This window comes from Streptomyces coelicoflavus (assembly GCF_045041415.1).
Lineage (GTDB): Bacteria > Actinomycetota > Actinomycetes > Streptomycetales > Streptomycetaceae > Streptomyces > Streptomyces coelicoflavus.
Window position 1 is genome coordinate 5400548 of sequence record NZ_CP108218.1, and the last position, 25180, is coordinate 5425727.

The following is a 25180-nucleotide window of genomic DNA, read 5'->3' on the forward strand; positions in this document are numbered from 1 at the left end:
TCGTACCTGGCATCGGAACTTCCGTGGGGGTACCCGGGGGGGAAATCCCGGAGTTCTGATGGGGAGGGGAAACCCGAGGGGGCCCGGTCGACGACCGGGCCCCCTCAAACTTCTCCCGCACTCACGAGCGGCGTCCTCAGAAGAAGACCCCGCACCGCAGCAGCACATTGGCGTACGGCCGGGCCTCCCCGGTGCGCACGATCAGCCGCGCCCCCGCCGACAGCTCCTTCAGCCGCTCGTGCGGGACGAGTTCGAGCGCCGGAAAGAACCCGTCGAGCAGTGCCGCGCACTCCGCGTTGGCCTGCCGGACCTCCCGCGCCGCCGTCGCGCCTTCGACGACCAGCTCGGCGAGCAGACCGTCCAGCACTTCCGCGAAGGCGGGCACCCCGGCCCGGAAGGCCAGGTCGACGACGCGCGGCCCGTCCGGAACGGGCATCCCCGCGTCGCACACCAGGACACCGTCCCCGTGGCCGAGTTCGGCGAGGGCGCCCGCCAGGTGCCGGTTGAGTATCCCCGCCTTCCTCACAGCGCCTCGGCCTCCGCCGCCGTCGGGTACGACTCCTGCGCCCCCGCCTTCGTGACCGCCGCCGCGCCCACCCGGGCCGCGTACGCCGCCGCGTCGGCGAGCGACTCGCCGGTGCCGAGCCGCCAGGCCAGCGCCGCGGTGAACGCGTCACCGGCGCCCGTGGTGTCCACGGCGTCCACCTTCACGGACGGCACCCGGACCACGCCGCCGGCCGCCGACGCGACCAGCGCGCCCTCGGCGCCCAGCGTCACGACCACCGAGCGGGGTCCCTTGGCCAGCAGGACGCGGGCCCAGTCCTCGGGCCGCTCGCCGACGAGGGCGTCGCCGAGGATCACCTTCGCCTCGTGCTCGTTGACGATCAGCGGGTCGCACGCCGCCAGCACCTCCTGCGGAAGCGGCCGCGGCGGCGACGGGTTCAGCACGAAACGGCTGTCCGGCGCGAGGGAGCGGACCACCTCCACGACCGTCTCCAGCGGGATCTCCAACTGCGTGGAGACCACCCGGGAGGCGTGGAAGAGGCTGGCCGCGGCCCGGACGTCACCCGGTGCGAGGCGGCCGTTGGCGCCCGGCGAGACCACGATGCTGTTGTCCCCGGACGGGTCCACGGTGATCAGCGCGACGCCGGTCGGGGCGCCGCCCACCAGGACACCGACCGTGTCGACGCCGGCCGCCCGCTGCGAATCCAGCAGCAGCCGCCCGTAGTCGTCGTCGCCCACCCGGGCCAGTAGCGCCGTACGGGCACCGAGCCGGGCGGCGGCGACGGCCTGGTTGCCGCCCTTGCCGCCCGGGTGGACGGCCAGGTCGGAGCCGAGCACCGTCTCCCCGGCCCCCGGCCTCCGCTCGACACCGATCACCAGGTCGGCGTTGGCCGACCCGACGACCAGCAGGTCGTAGTCGTACATCAGTCGTTCTCCGATTCGAGTGGTTCCCACTGATTCCCGCTGATTCCCGCTGGTTTCCGCCGGGTCCCGATGGCCGGTCTCAGCCCTCGAAGCCGGCCACGTTCTCCTTGGTGACGACCTTCACGGGCACCTTCACCGTCTGCTCCACCTTCTTGTCCTCGGCCGCCCGCAGCGCGTTCTGTACGGCGATCCTGCCCAGTTCCTTCGGCTGCTGCGCGACGGACGCGTACAACGTGCCCGCCTCGACCGCCTTCAGCCCGTCCGGCGTGCCGTCGAAACCGACGACCTGGACCGACTTTCCGGCCTTGGAACCCAGCGCCTTGATCGCGCCCAGCGCCATCTCGTCGTTCTCGGCGAAGACGCCGTCGACGTCGGGGTGCGCCTGGAGCAGGTTGGTCATCACGTCCAGGCCCTTGGTGCGGTCGAAGTCCGCGGGCTGCTTGGCGACGACCTTGATGCCCGGGTACTCCTTCAGCCCGGCCGCGAAGCCCGCCCCGCGCTCCCGGCTGGCGGAGGTGCCGGCCTGGCCCTGGAGGATCACGATGGTGCCCTTGCCGCCGAGCTTCTCGGCGAGCGCCTTGGCGCCCAGCTCACCGCCCTCGACGTTGTCGGAGGCGACCAGTGCGGACGTCTCCGCCTTGTTGACGCCGCGGTCCACGGCGATGACGGGGATGTCGTCCTTGTTCGCCGAGCGCACCGAGGGGCCGGCCGCGTCGGAGTCCACGGGGTTGACGATCACCGCGGACAGGCTTCCGCTGACGAAGTTCTGCAGCTGGTTGGCCTGCTGGGAGGCGTCGTTCTGGGCGTCCGTGACCGTCAGGTCCACGCCCAGCTTCTTCGCCTCCTCCTCCGCGCCGTTCCTGATCTGCACGAAGAACGGGTTGTTGAGCGTGGACAGCGACAGCCCTATCTTCTGGGTCTTGCCGCCGGAGGAGCCGTTGTGCAGCAGCGAGGTCGCGCCGACGACGGCCACGGCCACGACGGCGGCGATCACGTACGTCAGCGCCTGCTTGCCCCGGTTGCCGCCCCCGGACGCACCGGCGGCCGGAGTCGTCGCGCCCGCCTTGCGGCGCAGCGTGTCGAAGAGCACCGCGAGCGCGATGACGACGCCGATGACGACCTGCTGCCAGAACGCGGAGACGGACAGCAGGTTGAGGCCGTTGCGCAGCACCGCGAGGATCAGCGCGCCGATCAGCGTGCCCGACGCCTTGCCGGTGCCGCCCGCCAGCGAGGCACCGCCGATGACGACGGCCGCGATGGCGTCCAGTTCGTAGCCCTGCGCGGCCTGGGGCTGCGCGGAGGCCAGGCGCGAGGCGAGCACGATGCCGGCGGCGGCGGCGAACAGGCCGGAGAAGGCGTAGATGGCGAGCTTCTGCCGCTTCACCCGCAGCCCGGACAGCCGCGCGGCCTCCTCGTTGCCGCCGATGGCGTACATGGACCGGCCGATGTAGGTCCGTCCGAGCACGAACGCGGTGATCAGACCCATCACGATCATCACGAGCACCGGCACCGGCAGCCAGCCGCCGAGCGTGTCACCGAGGTGGGATACCGAGTCCGGGAAGGCGATCGGCGAACCCTGCGAGATGACCAGCGACAGACCGCGCCCCACCGACAGCATGGCCAGCGTCGCGATGAACGGCGGCAGCTTCCCGTACGAGATGAGGAAGCCGTTCACCAGACCGCAGGCGATGCCCGTCGCGACGGACAGCAGCACGGCGAGCGCGACCGGCATCCCGGCCTCGGTGGCGCTCCAGGCCAGCACGGTGGCCGACAGCGCGGCGACCGAACCGACCGACAGGTCGATGCCCGCCGAGACGATGACGAAGGTGACGCCGAACGCGAGGATCGCGGTGACGGCGGCCTGGACGCCGACGTTGAGGAGGTTGTCGGCGGTCAGGAAGTCCCCGGACAGCGCCGACATGGCGATGACCAGGACGATCAGCGCGGTCAGCGCGCCGTTGTCGAGCAGCAGGCGGCGCAGGCCGCCCGTGGCGCCGCCCTGCGCGCCCGGCTTGCTCTTGAGCGTGTCAGTGGCCACGGGAGGCCTCCGTTCCGTCCGTTCCGTCGGTGTGCGGTGAGTGGCCGGTGTGCGTGCTGACGGCGAGGGCCATCACGGCGTCCTGGGTGGCCTCGTCGGCGGGGAGTTCCCCCGCGACGCGCCCCTGCGCCATCACGACGACGCGGTCGCTCATGCCGAGGACCTCCGGCAGGTCGCTGGAGATCATCAGCACGGCGGCACCGGCGGCCGTCAGTTCGTTGATGAGCTGGTAGATCTCGACCTTGGCGCCGACGTCGATGCCGCGCGTCGGCTCGTCCAGGATCAGCACCTTGGTGTCGGCCAGCAGCCACTTGCCGATGACGACCTTCTGCTGGTTGCCGCCGGACAGCGTGCGCACGTGCTGCCCGAGCCCGGCCATCCGCACGCCGAGCTGCTTGGCGATCCGCTCGGCCGCCGTGTGCTGCCCCTTGAGGTCGACGAGCCCGGCGCGGGCACTGGACCGGAGCGTGACGAGTCCGAGGTTCTCCTCCACGGAGGCGTCGAGGACGAGCCCCTGCCCCTTGCGGTCCTCGGGCACCAGCCCGATCCCGGCCGCCATGGCGGCGTTCACGTCGTGCCGCCGCAGCGGCGCGCCCGCGACGTGCACGGTCCCGGCGTCGTACGGGTCGGCGCCGAACACCGCCCGCACCACCTCCGTACGCCCGGCCCCGACGAGGCCCGCGATGCCGACGACCTCACCGGCCCGCACCTCGAAGCCGACGTCGTGGAAGACCCCGTCGCGGGTCAGCCCCTCCACCTTGAGCAGGGGCTCACCGGCGTCGGTCCGCTCGCGCGGGTATTGCTGCTCGATCGACCGCCCCACCATGAGCCGGACCAGCTCGTCCTCGGGCGTGGAGGCGGGCACCTGCCCGACACTCCGGCCGTCCCGGATGACGGTCACGCGGTCCCCGAGGGCGGCGATCTCCTCCAGGTGATGGGTGATGAAGACGATGCCGACACCGTCCTCGCGCAGCCGCCGCACGATGGCGAACAGCTTCTCGACCTCCTCCGAGGTCAGGACGGCGGTCGGCTCGTCCATGATGAGCACGCGCGCGTTCAGGCTGAGCGCCTTGGCGATCTCGACCATCTGGAGCCGGGCGATGCCGAGTTCACGCACCCGCGCACGCGGGGAGACCTTGACCCCCACCCGCTCGAGCAGCACCTCGGCGTCGGCGTTCATCCTCTTCCGGTCGATCATGCCGAGTCGGCGGGGCTGGCGGCCCAGGAAGATGTTCTCGGCGACCGTGAGGTCGGGGACGAGGTTGAACTCCTGGTAGATCGTGGCGATCCCGAGGCGCTCGGAGTCCTGCGCACCGTGGATGCGCACCTCCTCGCCACCGGCCAGGATCCGCCCGGCGTCGGGCGTGTAGGCGCCGGAGAGCATCTTGATGAGGGTGCTCTTGCCCGCGCCGTTCTCGCCGAGGAGCACGTGCACCTCGCCCCGGCGCAGGTCGAAGTCGACGCTGTCGAGCGCGACCACGCCGGGGAAGGTCTTGCGGATGCCCTCGATGCGCAGCAACTCGTCCGGACTGCGGCTGCTCACGGCGTACTCCTTCGTACGGGGGAGGGGGACGGGGGGTGTTCACCGGGTTGTTCGGCGGAGCCGGCGGGCGGCGGTTCGCCGCACGAGCGGCGCACGACGAGCCGCGCCGGCAGGGTGACGGACTCGCCGGCCCGCCCCGCGATCCGCTCGACCAGGGCGCGTACGGCGGCCCGTCCGAGGTCGCGGGTGGGCTGGGCGATCGCGGTGACCGGCGGATCGGTGTGCACGAACCAGGGGATGTCGTCGAACGCGGCGAGCCCGATGTCCTCGGGGACCCGCAGCCCCCGTGCCCGTACGGCGTCCAGCGCGCCGAGCGCCATCAGGTTGTCGGCGGCGAAGACGACCTCGGGCGGCTCGGGCAGGTCGAGGAAGCCCTCGGTGACCCGGCGTCCGCTGCCGGCCTGGAAGTCGCCCTGGCCGATGTAGGCGTCGGGGAGGGGAAGCCCGTACGCGGCGAGCGCCTCGCGGAAGGCGTCGACGCGCTCGCGTCCGGTGGTCGTGGCGGCGGGCCCGGCGATGATCGCGAGCCGGCGGTGCCCGAGCCCGTGCAGATGCGCGACGAGGTCCCGGACGGCCGCCCGCCCGTCCGACCTGACGACCGGCACGTCCACGCCGGGGATCCACCGGTCGACGAAGACCATCGGCGTCCCGGCCCGCGCGGCGTCCAGCATGCGCGGGGAGCCGCCGTCGGTGGGGGAGACGAGGAGCCCGTCGATCCGCCGGTCGAGCAGCGTGGTGACGTGGTGGTCCTGGAGGTCGGGGCGCTCGTCGGCGTTGCCGATGATGACGCTGTAGCCGAGCGCGCGGGCCTCCTCCTCGACGGAACGGGCCAGCTCGGTGAAGTACGGGTTCATGACGTCGCTGATGACCAGGCCGAGGGTGCGGGTCTGGTCGGTGCGCAGCGACCGGGCGACGGCGTTCGGACGGTAGCCCAGCGTCTCGACGGCGGCCAGCACGCGCGCGCGGGCGGCGGGGCTGACCGACGGGTGGCCGTTGAGCGCCCGCGAGACCGTGGCGACGGACACGCCTGCCTCGGCGGCAACGTCCTTGATGCTCGCCATCGTCGTTCCACCTCCTCGTGGAATCGATTACACGGAGGATTGGAAACGATTACACGAGTGGATTCAAGGGGTGGGGTGGCGCCGATGCCGAATCGTGACCGGGAAGGGACGTGCGCAGAGAGGCGGGCGGCACCCGGGCAACTCGGCCCCGGGTGCCGCCCGAACCGGCCTCCGCGAGGTCAGTCCGCCACGGCCGTCGCGAACATCCCCGCCTCGTACGAGCCGCCCTTCTGGTGCGTGATCACGGCGAGCCGGTTGGCCGCGTTGATCATGGCGACCAGGCAGATCAGCGCGGCGACCTGGTCGTCGTCGTAGTGCTTGCGCACGAGGGCCCACGTCTCGTCGGACACGCCGTCGTGCGCGTCGGCGAGCCGGGTGCCCTCCTCGGCGAGGGCCAGCGCCGCCTGCTCGGCCTCGGTGAACACGGTGGACTCGCGCCAGGCGGCGACCAGGTGCAGCCGGACCGCGCTCTCCCCGGCGGCCGCGGCCTCCTTGACGTGCATGTCGATGCAGTGGCCGCAGCCGTTGATCTGGCTGGCCCGCAGCGACACCAGCTCCTGCGTGGCCTTCGGCAGCGGCGACTCGTGCAGCAGCATGCCCATGCCCGCGAACCGCTTCGCGAAGCGGCCTGCGAACTCGTTCTCGAAGAGGTTGAATCGGGTGTCCATGATCGCGTCCTCGCTGTCGGTGTCTCGGTGTCTCGGTGTCTCGGTGACGGACACAAGACGCCGGCACTCCGCCCCCTGTGACAGGTCGCCGCTGTGACACGGACCACCACGGACGGGTGTCACAGAACCCCGCCGGCCGGTGTCCTGTGTGCGTGAAACCGCCGGAACCGAACGAACGGGAGAAGCTGGTGACCAGCGAGAACAACGGACGCGAACAGGCCGGCGCGACCGGCGACGGCGGTTCCGTGGACGCGGCCACCGAGGACTTCGTCGCGCACCGCAACCTGCTCTTCACGGTCGCCTACGAGATGCTCGGCTCGGCCGCCGACGCCGAGGACGTGCTCCAGGAGACCTGGCTGAAGTGGGCGGGCGTCGACCTCGGCACGGTGCGCGACCGACGCGCCTACCTCGTCCGCATCACCACCCGCCAGTCCCTGAACCGGCTGCGCACGCTCGGCCGCCGCAAGGAGTCCTACGTCGGCTCCTGGCTGCCCGAGCCGCTGCTGACCACGCCCGACGTGGCCGAGGACGTCGAGCTGGCCGACAGCGTGTCGATGGCGATGATGCTGGTCCTGGAGACGCTGACGCCGGTCGAACGGGCGGTGTTCGTGCTGCGCGAGGTGTTCGACCTCGGCTACGACGAGATCGCCGAGGCCGTGGAGAAGACCCCGGCCGCCGTACGGCAGATCGCGCACCGGGCCCGCGCGCACGTGGCGGCCCGCCGCCCGCGCGGGGAGGTCACCGCGGCCGAGTCCCGCCGGGCGCTCGCGGCGTTCCAGCGGGCGGTGGAGACGGGCGACCTCCAGGGCCTGCTCGACATCCTCTCCCCGGACGTCGTCCTGCTCGGCGACGGCGGCGGCATCAAACAGGCGGTGCTGCGGCCCGTCGTGGGTGCCGACAAGGTGGCCCGCCTGATGCTCGGCGGACTGGTCAAGCTGGACATGGAGATGCGGATGGACCCGGCCCAGGTCAACGGACACCCCGCCCTGGTCGTCCGGCTCGACGGCGAACTCGACACCGTGGTGGCGGTGCGCTTCGACGAAGGCCGCATCACCGGTCTCTACGCGGTGCGCAACCCGGAGAAGCTGTCGTACATGCGTGAGGAGGCGACCCTGAGCCGGTAGCTCCCGCTCACCGGGGTTCCGGGAGCGCCTCCCCGGTCTCCAGCAGCGTCTTGAGGCTGGACAGCAGGGCCGGCCAGCCGTGCTGGATCATCTCGCGGGCGGTGCTGCCGGGTTCGAACCCGTCGTGGACGACGGTCAGCTTCACCGAGCCGCCGCCGAGGTCCTCGATGTCGAAGGCGACCTTGGAGCGCCGTTCGGCGGAGAGCCTGGCGAGGGTCTCGTCGTCGATCCCGTTGGCCGCCGCCCATTCCGGAGTGAAGGTGTGCCAGGTGTACGACAGCCGGCGGGGCGGGTCGGACTCGAGGACGACCTGCTCGGGGTGGGCGGTCTCGGTCCCCCGTTCCCGCCACACCACGGGCGACCCGGCCGCCCAGTCGGTGCCGAACTCCAGCCCCCAGTAGCGGCGGGTGAAGGCGGGGTCGGTCAGCCCCTGCCACACCTTCTCCGGCGTGGCCTTGATGTAGGTCGTGTACACAAACGCGTTGCTGTCCATGGCGGTGTCCTCCAGCGCGTGCTTGAGGTCGGCGAGTGCGTGCACCCGCTCCCGGTCGTAACGGCTGATCCAGCGGTCGGCGATGGCGTTGATCGGCTCGGCGTTGAGGTAGTGCAGCTTCTCCCGCCCCCGGCGCACGGCGGTGACCAGACCGGCCGCCTCCAGCAGCGCCAGATGCTTGCTGACCGACTGCCGGGCCATGTCGAGCCCGGCGCACAGCTCGCGCAGGCTCTGCCCGTTGCGCGCGTTCAGACTGTCCAGCAGCCGTCGCCGGCTGCCGTCGGCCAGCGCCTTGAAGACCTCGTCCATCTCCACCCCTCTGACATGCAGCCCATTGGCTGCCTTTAACGATAGGCAGCCATTCGGCTGCATGTCAAAACCCACTACCGCGACGACGGGCGGGGGCGGGAGACTTTCCCCATGACGGACATGGGCGCGTTCCGGACCGCGGTGACCGCGTGGGCGGCCGGAGGTCCCGACGGCCCGGTGCAGGACCTGGCCGACCGGCTGCTCCTCCACACCGCCGTCCTCCTCGAAGGACCGAGCGACGCGGCGGCGGTCGAGGCGATGGCCGCACGGTACGGCCGCGACCTGGCGGCGGAGGGCGTCTGCGTCCTCCCGATGGGCGGCGCGATGAGCGTCGGCCGCTACGCCGGACTCCTCGGCCCGTCCGCCCTGGACCTGCGCCTCGTCGGCCTGTGCGACGAACGGGAGCAGGACTTCTACGTCCGGGCCCTGAAGCGCGCGGACGCGTCCCCGCAGGGCCTCTTCGTCTGCGCGGCCGACCTGGAGGACGAGCTGATCCGCGCGCTGGGCGTGCGCACGGTGACCGAACTCGTCGAGGCGGAGGGCGAGTCACGCCGCCTCCAGACCTTTCTCCGGCAGCCCGCCCAGCAGGACCGCGCCGCCCACCAGCAACTCCGCCGCTTCCTCGGCACCAAGGCGGGCCGCAAGATCCGCTACGGCCGGGTGCTGGTGGAGGCGCTGGAGCCGACCCGGACACCGGCTCCGCTGGCGGGGTTGTTCGGGGCGCTGTGACGGCGGTTGTCAGTGCCGACTGACAGGATGACGATCATGAGCCGGATCATTTCGTACAGCACGGCCGACAAAGCCGACGTCCTCGCTTTCCTGGGATCAGCGGGAAACCTGACGGCCGATCAGGAGCGTCGTCTGGGCATCATGCGCGAGCGGGCGCGGGAGCGCCAGTCCGACCTGGACAGGCAGGACATCGACCTGGGCCTGTCCATACCCGATGCGCTCGAGCATCTGGTCGCCGGTCACGCGAGCGCGAAGGCGGAGTACGCGGCGAGCGCCTACTACCACGCTCTCCAGCACATCATCGACTGCAACGCCTCCGACCCCTACGACCTGGGGGTGTACTCCAAGCCCTCCACCTTCTTCGGGCTGGTCGACGAGGAGCTGCGCCGCCTGGGTGTGGACCCCGGCCTCCTCCTGCACGACCACCTCTTCTCCGGTCCCCCGGCGGAGATCCTCTTCTCCCTCCCGTATCCCGTGGACGGGCCGCACATCGGCATGCTCCCGCTGGCCAAGGCCAAGCCGATGGCGGATGCCTACCGCGGGGTGCTGGACCGGATGAACGAGGACTTCCGCTACGACGTCCGCGAGGTGATCGAGAAACTCGAGTTCGAGCACACGGAGTGGGAGTACGCCACGAAGAACGTCGACTGGTACACGCAGGACACGCTCTTCTTCTCGATCACGGGCTGATTGCAAGCGGCCTCTCTCGGGCCGCCGACAGCTCGCACCACACGTACTTGCCCCGGTTGCCGTGTCTGGCCAGCGGATGCCACCCCCACACGTCCGCGCAGGCCCGCACCAGCGCCAGCCCCCGCCCCTCCTCCAGCTCCGTCACCTTCTCGAACCGGGCGGGCGGCTCAGGCGGTTCGGGGTCCGCGTCCCACGCCCCGATCCGCAGCGTGCCGGGCGGCGACCAGCGGATGCGGAGGGCGGCGGGGCCCTTGGTGTGCCGTACGGCGTTGGAGACCAGCTCGGTGGCGAGCAGTTCGGCGTCGTCGACGAAGCGGATCAGGCCGTGCATCGTGAGGACCAGACGGAGGGTGCGGCGGCTGACGGTGACGGCGCGGAGGTCGTTGGGGATGTAGAGGGAGTACTCCCAGGCTTCGTTTTCAGGCATGCGGGACTCCTCGCGGAGGGCGGTGGGGTGAGGGCGGGCACGGTGTCATTGCCGCGGCCGTCGTGGCAGGACGGGGCGGTGCGCTTCCGGTGGCCCGGTGTCGCACGGTGTGCGTCGCGTCACCGACGGTAGACCTGAAAGTTTCGGCGAGGCAAGTCGGTCGCGTAATCTTCACCCCGAACGAGTCGTGTCGTCAGACGCGTTGAGGTGAGGAGCAGGCATTGCCCACGAGGCGTGAACCAACGGCGCGGCAACTGCGTTTGGCGGTGGAGCTGCGCAAGCTTCGTGAGGCGGCCGGCCTCACTGCTCGGCAGGCCGCGAGCATGCTCGGGGTCAGCAACGTCCAGATCAGTCAGATCGAGGCAGGACTGTCGGGCGTCAGTGAGCAACGGCTCCGGCGCCTCGCATCCCACTACGCCTGCACAGACGAAGAACTCGTCGATGCCTTGGTCGGTATGGCCACCGACCGCACGAGGGGCTGGTGGGAGGAGTATCGGGAGCTGCTGCCTACGTCATTCCTTGATCTGGCAGAGCTGGATCACCACGCCACCTTCCAGCAGGACGTGGCCATCCTGTATGTGCCGGGGCTGTTGCAGACGGAGGACTACGCCAGAGCCGTCTTCTCCTCGAGGATTCCCGAACTGACCGACGAGGAGCTGGAACTACGAGTGCGCCACCGGCTGACGAGGCAGAAGAAGGCCGCCTTCCCTCACGAGGTCGTGATTCACGAGTCGGCTCTCCGCATCAGAGTGGGTGACCGCGCTGCCGCTCAGGCTCAACTTGCCGGTCTTCTGGAGGCTTCTGAGACCGAGCGCCTCACCTTGCGGGTCATTCCGTTCGACCTGGACGGGTTCGCCAGGGCATCAAGCACGATGACGTACGTCGGTGGAGCTGTACGCAGGCTGGACACGGTGGCGCGCGACGCACCCCATGGTGCGTTCCTCATCGACTCCGACGCCCAACTCGGTGCCTATCGAATGCGCTTTCGTAAGGTAGAGGACGTCTCGCTCAACCCCGAGCGATCGCGTGACTTCATTCACCGGCTGACGAAGGAGCTGTGAGCACCATGGACAACTGGCGCAGGTCGTCCTACTCCGGCGAGGGCGACGGCAACAACTGCGTGGAGGTCGCGAGCTCGTCCACCCACGTAGCCGTCCGCGACAGCAAGGCCTCCGCCCGAGCCACCCTCGCCTTCCCCCACGCAGCCTTCACCCGCTTCCTCACGACGATGAGGGAGCCGAAGGGAAGTCCGCCTCCCTGCTGATCCAGCACACTTCCCCGGGGCCCCCGTCCCCCCTGTCGAACTGGCAGCACACGCCACCGACGGCGGCGGCGAGGTCGGTGAACGCGCTCCTGATGCTCACCGACCGCTCGAACAGGCGGCTCATGCCCGACGTCGCCGCCCAGAACTCCATGGACGTGTACGCGGGGTCGAGGGAGGACTCGAACCGGACCGTCAGGTAGACGTACCCGATCTGCACTCTTCCGTTCTCCTCGGGCGGCAAACCGGACGCCTCCCCGTACGCGCGCACCGCGTCGTCGACGGGGAACATGAGGGACGTGTCCAGGCGGAGCGTGTCGCGCGCGGAGCAGTCGACCGGCTCGCTGCCGAAGCCTGACGTGAAGGGGAGGACGATTCGCTCGCCGTCGGGCAGCGTGACGTCGAGCGGCGGCACGTCAAGGGACGGGGGCGCCAGTTCGGCCACGGCGGCCAGCGCCCCCGCGACGTCTTGAGGGCGCAGGTAGATGTCGTAGCCGTAGGTCAGCCCCATGGTTCCCTTCCGCAGGTCAGGCCGCGTCGAACCGCGCGTTCGCATGATCCTGCCGGATCCGGCACCTCTGTCACACCCCACCGGTACCGTCGACCCATGCCCACCCAGCCCCCCGCGGCCCCCGGCGAGCGGCGGCTCGCCACCCTCGAAGGCGTCCTGGAGCGCGTCACGTACGCCAACGAGGAGAACGGCTACACCGTCGCCCGCGTCGACACCGGCAGAGGCGCCGGCGACCTGCTGACCGTCGTCGGCGCGCTGCTGGGTGCGCAGGTGGGGGAGTCGCTGCGGATGGAGGGGCGCTGGGGGTCGCACGCCCAGTACGGCAAGCAGTTCCACGTGGAGAACTACACGACGCTTCTCCCCGCCACCGTGCAGGGCATCCGGCGTTACCTCGGGTCCGGGCTGGTCAAGGGGATCGGGCCGATCTTCGCCGACCGGATCACGCAGCACTTCGGTCTTGACACGCTGACGATCATCGAGGAGGAGCCCAAGCGGCTCATCGAGGTGCCCGGTCTCGGGCCCAAGCGGACCAAGAAGATCGCCGACGCCTGGGAGGAGCAGAAGGCGATCAAGGAGGTCATGCTCTTCCTCCAGACGGTCGAGGTGTCCACCTCCATCGCCGTGCGGATCTACAAGAAGTACGGGGACGCCTCCATCTCCGTCGTGAAGAACCAGCCCTACCGGCTCGCCGCCGACGTCTGGGGCATCGGCTTCCTCACCGCCGACAAGATCGCCCAGTCGGTCGGGATTCCGCACGACAGCCCCGAGCGGGTGAAGGCCGGGATGCAGTACGCGCTGTCGCAGGCCACCGACCAGGGGCACTGTTACCTCCCCGAGGAGAAGCTGATCGCCGACGCGGTGAAGCTGCTCCAGGTGGACACCGGGCTCGTCATCGAGTGCCTGGGCGAGCTGGCCGCCGAGCCCGAGGATCCCGACGGCGACCCCGGTGTCGTGCGGGAGAAGGTGCCCCATCCCGAGGGCGGCGAGCCCGTCACCGCCGTCTACCTCGTCCCCTTCCACCGTGCCGAGCAGGCCCTCGCCGGACAGCTGCGGCGCCTGCTCCGCACGGACGAGGACCGGATGCCCGGCTTCCAGGACGTGGCCTGGGACAAGGCGCTCGGGTGGCTGCGGCAGCGTACGGGCGTCGATCTCGCGCCCGAGCAGGAGGAGGCCGTCAAGCTCGCGCTGAGCGAGAAGGTCGCCGTCCTCACCGGCGGTCCCGGCTGCGGCAAGTCCTTCACCGTGCGGTCGATCGTGGAGCTGGCGCGGGCGAAGAAGGCGAAGGTGGTGCTCGCCGCGCCGACCGGGCGGGCGGCCAAGCGGCTCGCCGAGCTGACCGGCGCCGACGCGTCCACCGTGCACCGACTGCTGGAGCTGAAGCCGGGCGGCGACGCGGCCTACGACCGGGAGCGGCCGCTCGACGCGGACCTGGTGGTGGTGGACGAGGCGTCGATGCTCGATCTCCTCCTCGCCAACAAGCTCGCCAAAGCCGTCCCCCCGGGAGCCCACCTGCTCCTCGTGGGGGACGTCGACCAGTTGCCCAGCGTGGGGGCGGGGGAGGTACTGAGGGACCTGCTGGCACCCGGCAGCCCGGTCCCCGCCGTCCGTCTCACCCGCGTCTTCCGGCAGGCCCAGCAGTCCGGCGTCGTCACCAACGCGCACCGGATCAACGGCGGGCAGCATCCGCTCACCGACGGGATGAAGGACTTCTTCCTCTTCGTCGAGGACGACACCGAGGAGGCGGGGCGGCTCACCGTCGACGTCGCCGCGCGGCGCATCCCCGCGAAGTTCGGGCTCGACCCGCGCCGGGACGTGCAGGTGCTGGCGCCCATGCACCGGGGGCCGGCGGGGGCCGGGACACTGAACGGGCTGCTCCAGCAGGCCGTCACCCCGGGGCGCCCGGACCTGCCGGAGAAGCGGTTCGGCGGCCGGGTCTTCCGGGTCGGCGACAAGGTCACCCAGATCCGCAACAATTACGAGAAGGGCGAGAACGGCGTCTTCAACGGCACCGTCGGCGTCGTCACCTCGCTCGACCCGGTCGACCAGCGCCTCACCGTGCTGACGGACGAGGACGAGGAGGTGCCGTACGACTTCGACGAGCTGGACGAGCTGGCCCACGCCTATGCGGTGACCATCCACCGGTCCCAGGGGAGTGAGTATCCGGCGGTGGTCATCCCCGTGACGACCGGGGCCTGGATGATGCTCCAGCGGAACCTGCTGTACACGGCGGTCACCCGGGCGAAGAAGCTGGTCGTGCTCGTCGGCTCGCGCAAGGCGATCGGGCAGGCGGTGCGGACGGTGTCGGCCGGGCGGCGGTGCACGGCGCTCGACTTCCGGCTGGCGGGGCCCCGGACCTGAAACCTTCCGGCAAACCTCCCGGACCGTGTGAAAAGAATGATCGATCAAACGAGTCGGAAAGGTCACACAGCACTTCCGGATGCGCCCCGGAGGGGGCAGGATGAGCAAGTTGGCGGCACTGAGTGCCGCCAATAGGCCCGATGGTCGACCCCGAGTGCACTCTCCTGAGCCAAGTGGGGGATGGTAGAGACAGTCAGGGCACCTCGAAGATGAGGCACTACGTCGGTGAGGGAAAGACGTGAGCGACAACTCTGTAGTACTGCGGTACGGCGATGGCGAGTACACCTACCCGGTGATCGACAGCACCGTGGGCGACAAGGGCTTCGACATCGGGAAGCTCCGCGCCCAGACCGGTCTGGTGACGCTGGACAGCGGTTACGGCAACACCGCCGCCTACAAATCCGCCATTACCTATCTGGACGGCGAAGCCGGCATTCTGCGGTACCGCGGCTACCCGATCGAGCAGCTGGCCGAGCGCTCCTCCTTCGTCGAGGTCGCCTACCTGCTGATCAACGGCGAGCTGCCGACCGTCGACGAGCTGTCCTCGTTCAAGGACGAGATCACGCAGCACACCCTGCTGCACGAGGACGTCAAGAACTTCTACAAGGGCTTCCCGCGCGACGCCCACCCGATGGCCATGCTGTCGTCGGTGGTCTCGGCGCTGTCGACGTTCTACCAGGACAGCCACAACCCGTTCGACGAGCGCCAGCGCAACCTCTCCACGATCCGGCTGCTCGCGAAGCTTCCGACGATCGCGGCGTACGCGTACAAGAAGTCGATCGGTCACCCGTTCGTCTACCCGCGCAACGACCTCGGCTACGTCGAGAACTTCCTGCGCATGACCTTCTCGGTCCCGGCGCAGGAGTACGTGCCGGACCCGACGGTCGTCGCGGCCCTCGACAAGCTGCTGATCCTGCACGCGGACCACGAGCAGAACTGCTCGACCTCCACGGTCCGCCTGGTCGGCTCCTCGCAGGCGAACATGTTCGCCTCGATCTCCGCCGGCATCAACGCCCTCTGGGGCCCGCTGCACGGCGGCGCCAACCAGTCGGTGCTGGAGATGCTCGAGGGCATCCGCGACGCGGGCGGCGACGTCGACTCCTTCATCCGCAAGGTGAAGAACAAGGAGGACGGCGTCCGCCTGATGGGCTTCGGCCACCGGGTCTACAAGAACTTCGACCCGCGCGCCAAGATCATCAAGGCCGCCGCGCACGACGTCCTCTCCGCGCTCGGCAAGTCCGACGAGCTGCTGGACATCGCGCTCAAGCTGGAGGAGCACGCGCTCTCCGACGACTACTTCGTCTCGCGCAGCCTCTACCCGAACGTCGACTTCTACACCGGCCTGATCTACCGGGCCATGGGCTTCCCGACCGAGATGTTCACGGTCCTGTTCGCCCTCGGCCGGCTGCCGGGCTGGATCGCCCAGTGGCACGAGATGATCAAGGAGCCGGGTTCCCGCATCGGCCGCCCGCGCCAGATCTACACGGGCGTCGTCGAGCGCGACTTCGTCCCCGTCGAGGAGCGCTGAGCCGCAAGGCACCCCCGCAGCGCGTCAGGTGAGTCCCGTACCGCCCCGAGTGGTACGGGACTTTTCCGTGCCCGTACGTCTGAACCGTACGGTGCGGGAACAGCAGAAGGCGCCCTGGCGCCGGTCCCCCCACGGGCCGACGATCCAGGGCGCCTTCCCATGCCCCGGTGCGGATTCCCCCCACGGGATCCGGCCGGGCGTCTGTGAGGACAGCGCCTGAATTCGCTGTGTCGTGCTGGTGGTGCTGGTGGAGCTCGTCGTGCTGGTCGTGCTCGTCGTGCGGTCTGCCGGGACAGCGCACGCCCGGGAGGGCCGCTCAAAGCTTCCCGGTGTACGTGTCCCGGCAACGCAGCTCTGGGAAAGTCCCCCAAGACGTCCCCAGACGCCAGGTCACGCCCCCCAAGACGCTCCCTGACATCGCCAACTTAGACCTTCGAACCCCTTAGATGGTTACGTTCGCATCACTGTGATCTGCGTCTCTTGCATATGTCCGTTAGGTGCGCAAGAACCCCGTACGTCACCCGGGGCTCAAGCGTAAGGAAGATGCGCGAGCCTTGTGAAGAGCTTATGTGAGGCGAGTGCCGGACTCCAGAGGCTCAGCCGCTCGACCTGCGTGAAATGCGGACCAGTCGTCGCGGCTCGTCCGCCCACCGGTCACAGCGCAGCGGCCCGCCTGCGCACCAGGAGGTTCTGCGTCCCCAGACCGATCGCCAGGTACGCGTACAGCGACGCGGGCCCCAGCAGTCCGGCTCCGGCCGTGTGGTCCACCCACAGCGCCAGCCAGATGTGCAGGGCGACCGAGGCGAACCACAGTCCGGTCGTCGCCGCCGTCCCCTTGCGCAGCACCTCGCTCCGGGGCCCGCGCCAGATCTGCACGGTCCGGGCCCTGGCCGCGCCGAACGACGCCGCGACGGCCAGGCTCGCCACCAGGAGGACGACGGACAGCGCGGTCAGGGGGTGGTGCTCGTCGGCCGAGGCGATACCCAAGGCGAGGCCGGCCACCCCGAGGACACCGAGGACCACGGGGGCGATCAGCGAGCCGGTACGCCGCACAGGACGGGTACGCAGTTGCTGCCGCACCACCAGGCCCACGACCGCCACGGCCATGAGGGCAGGCCCGCTGTTCGTGTTCTGCATGTCAACTCCCCGTTGCAGCACCGCTTTGTGCGGCAGTATCAGCGCTGATCATTATGCTGGGACGATCCGCGGTGCCTGAGCGGTCGCGGTCAGTGGATCCGGGTGCGCCGCCGCGTAGTCGCAGGCCGCTTCGGAGAAGGCGCGGATGCGGTTGTTGCCCGCCGCGGAGAGCCAGATCAGACGCCACTCGTATGACGGGGCGCCCTTGACCGGGACGAACGCCACGTCGGGGCGGGCGTCGTACACACTCGCGTGGGACGGGACGGGGAAGACCCCGTGGCCCGCGCCGACCAGCGCCCACATCTCTTGGACACTGCCGAATTCCGTGCTCCGCCCGGCGGCCCGTCCCTGTGGCGCTCTGCCGAGGGGGGACGACGGCGAATCCGCCGGCCCTCCGCCGAACAACCGCTCCGCGCCCTCGGGAGCGCCCCACGATGTCCGCGGCCGCAGTACTTCGTACCGCGCGAGCTCCGCCACTGCCACCGCCTCCCGCCGCGCCAGCGGATGCCGTGCCGAGACGGCGAGCATCGGCGCCTCCCGGAACAGCACCGGGCCCGCGCTGTGCTCGGGTGCGAGCGTCGATACCGGAGCCGCGAAGTTGTCGATGAGCAGGACGTCGATCACGTCGTCGCGCAGTGGTGCCGTCCCGTCCGTGAAACGGCTCTCGTGCAGCCGTACCTCGCATCCCGGATGCCGGGTCCGCAGCAGCTCCGCCGCGCGCACCACGAACTCCGCGGTGGCCGTCCCCAGGAACCCGACCCGCAACACGCCGTCCACGCCCCGGCCCGAGGCCACCGCGCGCGCGAAGGCGTCCAGGACCGCCTGGTGCGCCGGTTTCAGGTCCTCGAAGAGACGCCGACCGATCGCGGTGAAGGCCACCCGTCGGCTGGTCCGCTCGAAGAGGGCCGCGCCGACCGACCGTTCCAGCTTCTGGACCGACTTGCTGACCATGGCCACCGAGACGTGCAGCCGCTCGGCACTGCGCCCGAAGTGGAGTTCCTCGCCGACCGTCAGAAAGATCTCGATCTCACGCCGCTCCACCACGCCCCCCTACCGTCAACCCACAGGTCAACGATCCTTGCACGATTGCCAATTGATGGCGATCCCCGGATGGCCGAGGCTGTGAGCACATCGCAGGAACGCGGTCAAGAAGCCCCATCCACGAAAGCCGAGGCGATCACCATGACGTCCACGACGTCCCCCGCACTCACCCTGGTCCTGGGCGGAACCGGAAAGACCGGGCGCCGTGTCGTGCGCCGGCTGACCGGTCGCGGCCACATGGTCCGGATCGGCTCACGGTCCGGCGGAATCCCCTTCGACTGGAACGACTCCACGACCTGGCAGCCCGCCCTGACCGGCGTGGACGCCGTCTACGTCTCCTACCAGCCGGACCTCGCCGTGCCCGGCGCCCCCGAGGCGATCGGCGCCTTCGCCGAGCTCGCGGTACGGACCGGAGCACGCCGTCTGGTGCTGCTCTCCGGGCGCGGCGAGCCGGAGGCCGAGGCATGCGAGAAGGCGCTGGCGGCCTCGGGTGCGGAATGGACGGTCCTGCGTGCCTCGTTCTTCGCCCAGAACTTCAGCGAGGGCGACTTCCTCGGTCCGGTCCTCGACGGGGAACTCGCGCTGCCGGTCGCGGACGTCGAGGAGCCGTTCGTCGATGCCGACGACATCGCCGAGGTCGCCGCCACCGTCCTGGCCGAAGGCGGGCACACCGGCCGCACCTACGACCTGACCGGGCCCCGGCTGCTCACCTTCGCGCAGGCCACGGCCGCGATCGGCGCGGCGACCGGCCGCGAGATCGGCTACGTCACCGTCCCCGCGGAGGCCTACGCGGCCGAACTCGCCGCGCACGGTGTCCCGGCCGCCGTCACCGACCTGCTGACCTATTTGTTCACGAGCGTCCTCGACGGCCGTAACGCCCATCTCGGAGACGGCGTCCGGCAGGTCCTCGGCCGGCCGGCCCGCGACTTCACCGACCACGTCGTCGAGGCCGCGGCCACCGGGGTCTGGACCCCCGAGGCCGCCTCGTGAAGACCACGCAGACCGGTACCCTGCTCGCCTGCGTCCTCGCCTCCGGCCTGATGGCGGGGCTCTTCGCAGCCTTCGCCTACGCCGTGATGCCGGGGCTGCGCGGTACGTCCGACCACACGTTCGTGGCGACGATGCAGGGCATCAACAAGGCGATCCTCAACCCCGTGTTCATGCTCCCGTTCATGGGGACGATTCCGCTGATCGCCCTGGCGGTGTTCCTCGCCCGGCGCGGCCACGGGCGGCCGGCGCTGCCCTGGCTCGTCGCCGCGCTGGTGCTGTACCTGGTCGCGTTCGCGGTGACCGTCGCGGCCAACGTTCCGCTCAACGACCAGTTGGAGCGGGCCGGCGCCCCGGACTCCATCGGTGACCTGGCCGCCGCCCGTGAACGGTTCGAGGCGGCCTGGGTCACCTGGAACATCGTGCGCGCGCTGCTGCACACAGCGGCCTTCGCCTGTCTGGTCTGGGCCCTGGTCCTGTACGGCGCGGACCGGTTCCGCACCGACCGGGCGGCAGCGTCCACCTCCGGCATGTCGCCGGCGTACGCGTACAGCGACGGTCACGAGCGGCCCTTCACGACCGGCGCGAGCAGCACGTGAACAGAGGTACGGCGGCCCGGTCGGCGGCCGGTGCGTGGACCGGTGCGTAGAGACCGGTGCGGGGCTATCGGAAGGTGCGCAGCCGGAGGCTGTTGGTGACCACGAAGACCGACGAGAAGGCCATCGCCGCCCCCGCGATCATCGGGTTCAGCAGCCCGGCGGCGGCCAGCGGCAGCGCGGCCACGTTGTAGCCGAAGGCCCACACGAGATTGCCCTTGATCGTGGCCAGCGTGCGCCGGGACAGCCGGATCGCGTCCGCCGCCACCCTGAGGTCCCCGCGCACCAGCGTCAGGTCGCCCGCCTCGATCGCCGCGTCGGTCCCCGTGCCCATCGCCAGACCCAGATCGGCGGTGGCGAGCGCGGCCGCGTCGTTGACGCCGTCGCCGACCATGGCGACCGTACGGCCCTCGGAGCGCAGCCGTTCCACGACCGCGACCTTCTCCTCGGGCAGCACCTCGGCGATCACCTCGTCGATGCCGACGGCTTCCGCGACCGACTCGGCCACCCGGCGGTTGTCACCGGTCAGCAGGACGGGGGTCAGGCCCAGCCGGCGCAGCCCGGCCACCGCCTCGGCGCTGGTCTCCTTCACCGCGTCCGCCACGGCGAGGACCCCGCGCGCCTCGCCGTCCCAGCCGACGACGACGGCCGTACGGCCCCGCTGCTCGGCCTCGTCCCCGGCGGCGGCCACCTCGGGCGGGAGGACGTCGTACAGGCGCCCCACGGCCACCTCGCGGCCCTCCACGCGGGCGCGTACGCCGCGACCGGGGACGTTCTCGAAGTCCTCGACGTCCGGCAGCGTGCCGAGCCTCCCCCACTCTCGGCTTCGCTCGAGCGGGGGGACCCCCATCTCGGCGGCGGCCGCGATCGCGCGGGCCACGGGGTGCTCGGAGGCGTGCTCGACGGCGCCCGCGAGCCGCAGCAGCTCGTCCTCGTCGGTGCCCTCGGCGGCGTACACCTCGTGCAGGGTCATGCGGCCCGTGGTGACGGTGCCGGTCTTGTCCAGGACGACCGTGTCGACGCGCCGCGTGGACTCCAGTACCTCCGGGCCCTTGATGAGGATGCCGAGCTGGGCGCCGCGACCGGTACCGACCAGCAGTGCCGTCGGGGTGGCCAGGCCCAGCGCGCACGGGCAGGCGATGATCAGGACGGCGACGGCCGCGGTGAACGCGGCGACCGTGTCACCGGTGGCACCGAGCCAGCCGCCGAAGGTGGCGAACGCGATCAGCAGGACGACGGGGACGAAGATCCCCGAGATGCGGTCGGCGAGGCGCTGCACCTGGGCCTTGCCGCTCTGCGCGTCCTCCACCAGCTTCGCCATCCGCGCCAGCTGGGTGTCGGCGCCGATCCGGGTCGCCTCGACCACCAGCCGTCCCCCGGCGTTCACCGTGGCGCCGGTGACGGCGTCGCCCACGGTGACGTCCACCGGCACGGACTCGCCGGTCAGCAGGGAGGCGTCCACGGCCGAGGTGCCCTCGGACACCGTGCCGTCGGTGGCGATCTTCTCGCCGGGGCGTACGACGAACCGGTCGCCCACCGCGAGCCGGGCCACCGGTATCCGCACCTCGCGCCCGTCCCGGAGGACGGCGACGTCCTTCGCGCCCAGCTCCATCAGCGCCCGCAGCGCGGCACCGGCGCGGCGCTTGGAGCGGACCTCCAGCCAGCGGCCGAGGAGGAGGAAGGCGGTGACGCCGGCGGCGGCCTCCAGGTAGATCGCGGAGGCGCCGTCGGTGCGGGAGACGGTGAGGTCGAAGCCGTGCCGCATGCCCGGCATGCCCGCGTCCCCGAAGAACAGCGCCCACAGGGACCAGCCGAACGCGGCCAGCGTGCCGAGCGAGACCAGCGTGTCCATCGTGGCCGCGCCGTGCCGCACGCCCGTCCAGGCGGCGCGGTGGAAGGGCAGCCCGCCCCAGACCACGACGGGTGCGGCCAGGGTGAGCGAGAGCCACTGCCAGTTGTCGAACTGGAGCGCCGGGACCATCGCCAGCAGGACGACGGGGGCGGCGAGGAGGACCGAGACCAGCAGGCGTTGACGCAGGGCCGACAGCTCCGGGTCGTCGTCACCGTCCCCGGCGCCGCTCTCCCCGGTCCCGGCCGCGTCGGCGGGCTCCGGGGGCGCGGCCGGCTCCTCGGCGGTGTACCCGGTCTTCACGACGGTGGCGATCAGGTCGGCGACCCCGGTGGTGGCGGGGTGGCTGACGCGGGCCTTCTCCGTCGCGTAGTTCACCGTGGCGGTGACACCGTCCATGCGGTTGAGCTTCTTCTCGACGCGGGCCGCGCAGGAGGCGCAGGTCATTCCGCCGATCAGCAGCTCGGTCTCGGCGAGGCCCGGATCGGTGCCGGTGCCGGTGCCGGTGCCGGTGCCGGAATCGGTGCCGGAATCGGTGCCGGGTGCCGTCGCGGCGGTGCGGGTGTCCTCGGTGGTGCTGGTCATGGTCGGGACTCCAGGACGGGGGTGCGTGCCGGTGCTCAGACCCGGCCGACGAGCTCGAAGCCCGCCTCGTCCACGGCGGCGCGTACGGCCGCGTCGTCGAGGGGGGCCTCGGAGACGACGGTGACCTCGCCGGTGGCGGCGACGGCCTGCACGGAGCCGACGCCCGCGATCTCGGAGATCTCGCCGGAGACGGCGCCCTCGCAGTGGCCGCAGCTCATTCCGCTCACCTTGTAGACGGCGGTGACGGAGCCCTGGGTGGTGTCGGTCTGGGCGCTCATGTCGTTACTCCTCGTCGGGGGCGTGTACGGGCGGGTACCCGTGGGGTCCTGGCCGGACCACTCGCATCCACTGTACCCCTAGGGGGTATGACTTCGGATGGGCCTGTCGTGAGATGAGGGACGGGAGGCGCGAACGCCACCCCGACAGACATGACAGAGATGACAGGCACGACAGTACGAAAGTGAGGGGACGGATGCGCGCGGTCGTGTTCGAGCGCTTCGGGGAGCCGGCCGAGGTGCGGGAGGTCGCCGACCCCGCGCCCGCGCCGCACGGCGTCGTGGTGCGCGTCGAGGCCACCGGACTGTGCCGCAGCGACTGGCACGGATGGCAGGGCCACGACCCGGACATCGCGCTGCCGCACGTCCCCGGTCACGAACTCGCCGGTGTCGTCGAGGCGGTCGGCGACCGGGTGGCCGGGTGGCGGCCCGGCGACCGGGTGACCGTGCCCTTCGTCTGCGCCTGCGGGAGCTGCGCGGCGTGCGCGGCGGGGGACCAGCAGGTGTGCGAGCGCCAGACCCAGCCGGGCTTCACCCACTGGGGCTCCTTCGCCGAGTACGTGGCGCTCGACCACGCCGACGTCAACCTCGTCGCCGTGCCCGAGGGCATGTCGTACGCCACGGCCGCCTCGCTCGGCTGCCGGTTCGCCACCGCGTTCCGCGCCGTGGTGCAGCAGGGGCGCCTCGCGGCGGGGGAGTGGGTCGCGGTGCACGGCTGCGGGGGCGTCGGCCTGTCCGCGGTGATGATCGCGGCGGCGTCGGGCGCGCGCGTGGTCGCCGTGGACGTGTCGGCCCGTGCGCTGGAGCTGGCGCGCAGCTTCGGCGCGGCCGGGACCGTGGACGCCTCCCGGACGCCGGACACGGCGGCGGCCGTCCGCGACCTCACCGGCGGCGGCGCCCACCTCTCGCTCGACGCCCTCGGTTCGCCCGCCACCTGCGCCGCGTCCGTGACCGGGCTGCGCCGCCGGGGCCGGCACGTCCAGGTCGGGCTGCTGCCCTCGGCGGACGGCACCACACCGGTGCCGATGGCCCGCGCCGTCGCCCTGGAGCTGGAACTGCTGGGCAGCCACGGGATGGCCGCGCACACCTACCCGCCGATGCTGGAACTGGTCCGCGGCGGAGTGCTGCGGCCCGACCTGCTGGTGACGTCCACCATCGGCCTCGAGGCGGTCCCGGCGGCCCTCGCGGCGATGAGGACGGCACCCGGCGCCGGGGTGACGGTCATCGAGCCGTGACGGTCATCCAGTGGTGACGGTCCATCCAGTGGTGACGGCCCATCCAGTGGTGACGGCCGTGAGCCGTGGCGTCGCAGCGCTGTCACACGGCGACGTCATGGCGCCGTGACGGCCGCCCCCGGCGGCCCGGGCTGGGAGGCGTCACGTCGTCGCGGGGTGTCGGGGTGCCCGCGGTGGACGGCCCACTCGTGGTCGAGGACGGCCATCAGCACCTCGTCCACCCACACCCCGTCCCGCTGCTCCACCTCGCGCCGCACGCCCTCGCGCACGAACCCGACCTTCTCGTAGACCCGCAGCGCCCGGTGGTTGTGGGCGTAGGCGTCCAGCTGGACGCGGTGCAGGCCCAGTGCCTCGAAGGCGTGGCCGACGATCAGCCGGGTCGCCTCGGTGCCGATGCCCCGGCCGCGACCCCGCGCGCCGATCAGGGTGCGGAAGGTGCAGGTGCGGTCCTCGGGCACCCACGCGTGGAGCACGACCTCGCCGAGGACCTCGCCGTCGGCGGGATCGGTGACGGCGAGGTCCAGGCGGTCGGGCTGCGCACTGCGCGAGCCGTACCAGTCGCGCAGCACCCGAGGAGTGAGCTCCTCGGGCGGGGAGCCGGTGAAGTGCGCGACCTCGGGGTCGTTGACGAGGTCCCACATGCGCTCGGCGTCCGCCCCGGTGAAGGGCCGCAGCACGGTCCTGTCACCGGTCAGCACGGGTTTGACGGAGAAGTCCATGGACCGAACTGTGCCCCACGCCGGCATGGGGCACCGAACGGTTTTCCGGCACCGCCCGCTGTCCGTCTATCTGTTCCGGTTCCGCGGGCGGGACGCCACCCAGGCCCGGACCGTGTCCGCGTACCAGTACGGCTTTCCTCCCTCCACGTGGTCGGGCGGGGGCAGCAGCCCGTGCTTGCGGTACGACCGCACGGTGTCCGGCTGGACGTTGATGTGGGCCGCGATGTCCTTGTAGGACCAGAGCCTTCGGTCGGTCACTCGTTGCACCTCCCTGCGCGCGCCGCGGCGGCGACCGGGGACGGCCGCCGGGGGGAGCCGGGCGCTGCGCCGGCGATCACCAAGCCTGTTCCGGGTGAACGACGCCGGGTGAGGGACGGTCAGGGGCCGTTCCGGGGTGTGACGGAAGACCCGCGTGCGCGTGACATGTGTGACCCGGAGGGCGCATTTGTGACACGAGCGCCACACAGGCGTACGCCGTCGTTCAGGCGCGGCGCGTTGACTGGGGCGGCCGGAGGCGTTCCGTTTCCCGTCCCTCGACCGTCACCCGGGACACGTCGTCCGAATGTCCGGACAAAACATTGACAGGCC

Annotated in this window: 25 protein-coding genes; 10 read left to right on the plus strand and 15 right to left on the minus strand. The window is 71.1% G+C overall.

The window, feature by feature from the left end; all coding sequences use genetic code 11:
- Positions 1 to 136: 136 nt before the first annotated feature.
- The 6 genes from rbsD to OHA99_RS24100 form a co-directional block, all read right to left on the minus strand.
- A complete protein-coding gene (rbsD, locus tag OHA99_RS24075; protein WP_153179765.1) occupies positions 137 to 526 on the minus strand; it encodes a D-ribose pyranase in 390 nt (129 codons plus the stop codon).
- Positions 523 to 1428 carry a ribokinase gene (locus tag OHA99_RS24080; RefSeq protein ID WP_007449753.1) on the minus strand — a complete coding sequence of 302 codons (906 nt, stop codon included), beginning with the start codon at positions 1426 to 1428 and terminating at the stop codon, positions 523 to 525. Before OHA99_RS24080 ends, rbsD begins: the two co-directional genes overlap by 4 nt.
- 79 nt (positions 1429 to 1507) lie before the next feature.
- On the minus strand, positions 1508 to 3466 hold the full coding sequence (locus tag OHA99_RS24085) for a substrate-binding domain-containing protein (protein ID WP_153179766.1): 1959 nt from the start codon (positions 3464 to 3466) through the stop codon (positions 1508 to 1510).
- Positions 3456 to 5009, minus strand: coding sequence for a sugar ABC transporter ATP-binding protein (locus tag OHA99_RS24090; protein ID WP_366471804.1), 1554 nt, complete (start codon positions 5007 to 5009; stop codon positions 3456 to 3458). The genes OHA99_RS24085 and OHA99_RS24090 overlap by 11 nt, the downstream gene beginning before the upstream one ends.
- Complete coding sequence (locus tag OHA99_RS24095; RefSeq protein WP_153179768.1) at positions 5006 to 6070, minus strand: LacI family DNA-binding transcriptional regulator; 1065 nt, start codon at positions 6068 to 6070, stop codon at positions 5006 to 5008. Before OHA99_RS24095 ends, OHA99_RS24090 begins: the two co-directional genes overlap by 4 nt.
- A 179-nt stretch (positions 6071 to 6249) precedes the next feature.
- The gene (locus tag OHA99_RS24100) at positions 6250 to 6738 is read right to left on the minus strand and encodes a carboxymuconolactone decarboxylase family protein (RefSeq protein WP_007449749.1); all 489 of its coding nucleotides are present in this window, start codon (positions 6736 to 6738) and stop codon (positions 6250 to 6252) included.
- A gap of 188 nt (positions 6739 to 6926) precedes the next feature.
- On the opposite strand from OHA99_RS24100, the gene OHA99_RS24105 reads away from it, so the two are divergent.
- The gene (locus OHA99_RS24105; protein WP_381502296.1) at positions 6927 to 7862 is read left to right on the plus strand and encodes an RNA polymerase sigma-70 factor; all 936 of its coding nucleotides are present in this window, start codon (positions 6927 to 6929) and stop codon (positions 7860 to 7862) included.
- A gap of 7 nt (positions 7863 to 7869) precedes the next feature.
- Here the strand turns inward: OHA99_RS24105 and OHA99_RS24110 are convergent, their stop codons facing one another.
- Entirely contained in the window at positions 7870 to 8664 is a 795-nt protein-coding gene (locus OHA99_RS24110; protein WP_165685948.1) for a metalloregulator ArsR/SmtB family transcription factor, read from the minus strand.
- Positions 8665 to 8775: 111 nt separating this feature from the next.
- On the opposite strand from OHA99_RS24110, the gene OHA99_RS24115 reads away from it, so the two are divergent.
- Complete coding sequence (locus OHA99_RS24115) at positions 8776 to 9393, plus strand: TOPRIM nucleotidyl transferase/hydrolase domain-containing protein (protein ID WP_381502291.1); 618 nt, start codon at positions 8776 to 8778, stop codon at positions 9391 to 9393.
- 36 nt (positions 9394 to 9429) lie between these two features.
- Complete coding sequence (locus tag OHA99_RS24120; RefSeq protein WP_153179772.1) at positions 9430 to 10083, plus strand: hypothetical protein; 654 nt, start codon at positions 9430 to 9432, stop codon at positions 10081 to 10083.
- Here the strand turns inward: OHA99_RS24120 and OHA99_RS24125 are convergent.
- Positions 10073 to 10510 (minus strand): ATP-binding protein, encoded by a 438-nt coding sequence (locus OHA99_RS24125; protein WP_153179773.1) that lies wholly within the window; start codon positions 10508 to 10510, stop codon positions 10073 to 10075. The genes OHA99_RS24120 and OHA99_RS24125 overlap by 11 nt on opposite strands.
- 221 nt (positions 10511 to 10731) lie before the next feature.
- Here OHA99_RS24125 and OHA99_RS24130 point away from each other — a divergent pair, with 221 nt between their 5' ends.
- Both OHA99_RS24130 and OHA99_RS24135 read left to right on the plus strand, forming a co-directional pair.
- Entirely contained in the window at positions 10732 to 11571 is an 840-nt protein-coding gene (locus OHA99_RS24130) for a helix-turn-helix transcriptional regulator (protein WP_405697762.1), read from the plus strand.
- A complete protein-coding gene (locus OHA99_RS24135; protein WP_405697764.1) occupies positions 11568 to 11774 on the plus strand; it encodes a DUF397 domain-containing protein in 207 nt (68 codons plus the stop codon). Before OHA99_RS24130 ends, OHA99_RS24135 begins: the two co-directional genes overlap by 4 nt.
- Here the strand turns inward: OHA99_RS24135 and OHA99_RS24140 are convergent.
- On the minus strand, positions 11731 to 12282 hold the full coding sequence (locus tag OHA99_RS24140; protein ID WP_381502281.1) for a hypothetical protein: 552 nt from the start codon (positions 12280 to 12282) through the stop codon (positions 11731 to 11733). The two genes, OHA99_RS24135 and OHA99_RS24140, sit on opposite strands and share 44 nt — an antisense overlap.
- Positions 12283 to 12378: 96 nt before the next feature.
- On the opposite strand from OHA99_RS24140, the gene OHA99_RS24145 reads away from it, so the two are divergent.
- Together OHA99_RS24145 and OHA99_RS24150 are read left to right on the plus strand one after the other, a co-directional pair.
- Positions 12379 to 14640, plus strand: coding sequence for an ATP-dependent RecD-like DNA helicase (locus OHA99_RS24145; protein ID WP_381502279.1), 2262 nt, complete (start codon positions 12379 to 12381; stop codon positions 14638 to 14640).
- Between the two features lie 238 nt (positions 14641 to 14878).
- Complete coding sequence (locus tag OHA99_RS24150; RefSeq protein ID WP_042822308.1) at positions 14879 to 16168, plus strand: citrate synthase; 1290 nt, start codon at positions 14879 to 14881, stop codon at positions 16166 to 16168.
- Between the two features lie 654 nt (positions 16169 to 16822).
- Here the strand turns inward: OHA99_RS24150 and OHA99_RS24155 are convergent.
- Together OHA99_RS24155 and OHA99_RS24160 are read right to left on the minus strand one after the other, a co-directional pair.
- On the minus strand, positions 16823 to 17305 hold the full coding sequence (locus tag OHA99_RS24155; RefSeq protein ID WP_153179778.1) for a hypothetical protein: 483 nt from the start codon (positions 17303 to 17305) through the stop codon (positions 16823 to 16825).
- Between the two features lie 51 nt (positions 17306 to 17356).
- Positions 17357 to 18349 carry a LysR substrate-binding domain-containing protein gene (locus OHA99_RS24160; RefSeq protein ID WP_228126212.1) on the minus strand — a complete coding sequence of 331 codons (993 nt, stop codon included), beginning with the start codon at positions 18347 to 18349 and terminating at the stop codon, positions 17357 to 17359.
- A gap of 138 nt (positions 18350 to 18487) precedes the next feature.
- Between OHA99_RS24160 and OHA99_RS24165 the strand changes: the two genes are divergently transcribed.
- Positions 18488 to 19336 carry an SDR family oxidoreductase gene (locus OHA99_RS24165; RefSeq protein WP_153179779.1) on the plus strand — a complete coding sequence of 283 codons (849 nt, stop codon included), beginning with the start codon at positions 18488 to 18490 and terminating at the stop codon, positions 19334 to 19336.
- The gene (locus OHA99_RS24170; protein ID WP_153179780.1) at positions 19333 to 19932 is read left to right on the plus strand and encodes a DUF1772 domain-containing protein; all 600 of its coding nucleotides are present in this window, start codon (positions 19333 to 19335) and stop codon (positions 19930 to 19932) included. The genes OHA99_RS24165 and OHA99_RS24170 overlap by 4 nt, the downstream gene beginning before the upstream one ends.
- Before the next feature lie 64 nt (positions 19933 to 19996).
- Here OHA99_RS24170 and OHA99_RS24175 read toward each other — a convergent pair whose 3' ends face one another.
- Complete coding sequence (locus OHA99_RS24175; protein WP_405697768.1) at positions 19997 to 22363, minus strand: heavy metal translocating P-type ATPase; 2367 nt, start codon at positions 22361 to 22363, stop codon at positions 19997 to 19999.
- A 35-nt stretch (positions 22364 to 22398) separates the two neighbouring features.
- Positions 22399 to 22641, minus strand: coding sequence for a heavy-metal-associated domain-containing protein (locus OHA99_RS24180; RefSeq protein ID WP_366471814.1), 243 nt, complete (start codon positions 22639 to 22641; stop codon positions 22399 to 22401).
- A 194-nt stretch (positions 22642 to 22835) separates the two neighbouring features.
- On the opposite strand from OHA99_RS24180, the gene OHA99_RS24185 reads away from it, so the two are divergent.
- A complete protein-coding gene (locus tag OHA99_RS24185) occupies positions 22836 to 23873 on the plus strand; it encodes a zinc-dependent alcohol dehydrogenase family protein (protein ID WP_366471815.1) in 1038 nt (345 codons plus the stop codon).
- Between the two features lie 95 nt (positions 23874 to 23968).
- On the opposite strand, the gene OHA99_RS24190 is transcribed toward OHA99_RS24185, so the two are convergent.
- Both OHA99_RS24190 and OHA99_RS24195 read right to left on the minus strand, forming a co-directional pair.
- Positions 23969 to 24592, minus strand: a complete 624-nt coding sequence (locus tag OHA99_RS24190) for a GNAT family N-acetyltransferase (RefSeq protein WP_405697771.1) — start codon at positions 24590 to 24592, stop codon at positions 23969 to 23971.
- Between the two features lie 66 nt (positions 24593 to 24658).
- Complete coding sequence (locus tag OHA99_RS24195) at positions 24659 to 24850, minus strand: AlpA family transcriptional regulator (RefSeq protein WP_007388553.1); 192 nt, start codon at positions 24848 to 24850, stop codon at positions 24659 to 24661.
- Between the last annotated feature and the right edge of the window lie 330 nt (positions 24851 to 25180).

Coding starts and splice junctions, on each gene's coding strand:
- OHA99_RS24080 (WP_007449753.1), bottom strand. CDS start 1,428: ATGTACGACTACGACCTGCTGGTCGTCGGGTCGGCCAACGCCGACCTG.
- OHA99_RS24095 (WP_153179768.1), bottom strand. CDS start 6,070: ATGGCGAGCATCAAGGACGTTGCCGCCGAGGCAGGCGTGTCCGTCGCC.
- OHA99_RS24100 (WP_007449749.1), bottom strand. CDS start 6,738: ATGGACACCCGATTCAACCTCTTCGAGAACGAGTTCGCAGGCCGCTTC.
- OHA99_RS24110 (WP_165685948.1), bottom strand. CDS start 8,664: ATGGACGAGGTCTTCAAGGCGCTGGCCGACGGCAGCCGGCGACGGCTG.
- OHA99_RS24115 (WP_381502291.1), top strand. CDS start 8,776: ATGACGGACATGGGCGCGTTCCGGACCGCGGTGACCGCGTGGGCGGCC.
- OHA99_RS24120 (WP_153179772.1), top strand. CDS start 9,430: ATGAGCCGGATCATTTCGTACAGCACGGCCGACAAAGCCGACGTCCTC.
- OHA99_RS24125 (WP_153179773.1), bottom strand. CDS start 10,510: ATGCCTGAAAACGAAGCCTGGGAGTACTCCCTCTACATCCCCAACGAC.
- OHA99_RS24140 (WP_381502281.1), bottom strand. CDS start 12,282: ATGGGGCTGACCTACGGCTACGACATCTACCTGCGCCCTCAAGACGTC.
- OHA99_RS24145 (WP_381502279.1), top strand. CDS start 12,379: ATGCCCACCCAGCCCCCCGCGGCCCCCGGCGAGCGGCGGCTCGCCACC.
- OHA99_RS24155 (WP_153179778.1), bottom strand. CDS start 17,305: ATGCAGAACACGAACAGCGGGCCTGCCCTCATGGCCGTGGCGGTCGTG.
- OHA99_RS24165 (WP_153179779.1), top strand. CDS start 18,488: ATGACGTCCACGACGTCCCCCGCACTCACCCTGGTCCTGGGCGGAACC.
- OHA99_RS24175 (WP_405697768.1), bottom strand. CDS start 22,363: ATGACCAGCACCACCGAGGACACCCGCACCGCCGCGACGGCACCCGGC.
- OHA99_RS24180 (WP_366471814.1), bottom strand. CDS start 22,641: ATGAGCGCCCAGACCGACACCACCCAGGGCTCCGTCACCGCCGTCTAC.
- OHA99_RS24185 (WP_366471815.1), top strand. CDS start 22,836: ATGCGCGCGGTCGTGTTCGAGCGCTTCGGGGAGCCGGCCGAGGTGCGG.
- OHA99_RS24190 (WP_405697771.1), bottom strand. CDS start 24,592: ATGGACTTCTCCGTCAAACCCGTGCTGACCGGTGACAGGACCGTGCTG.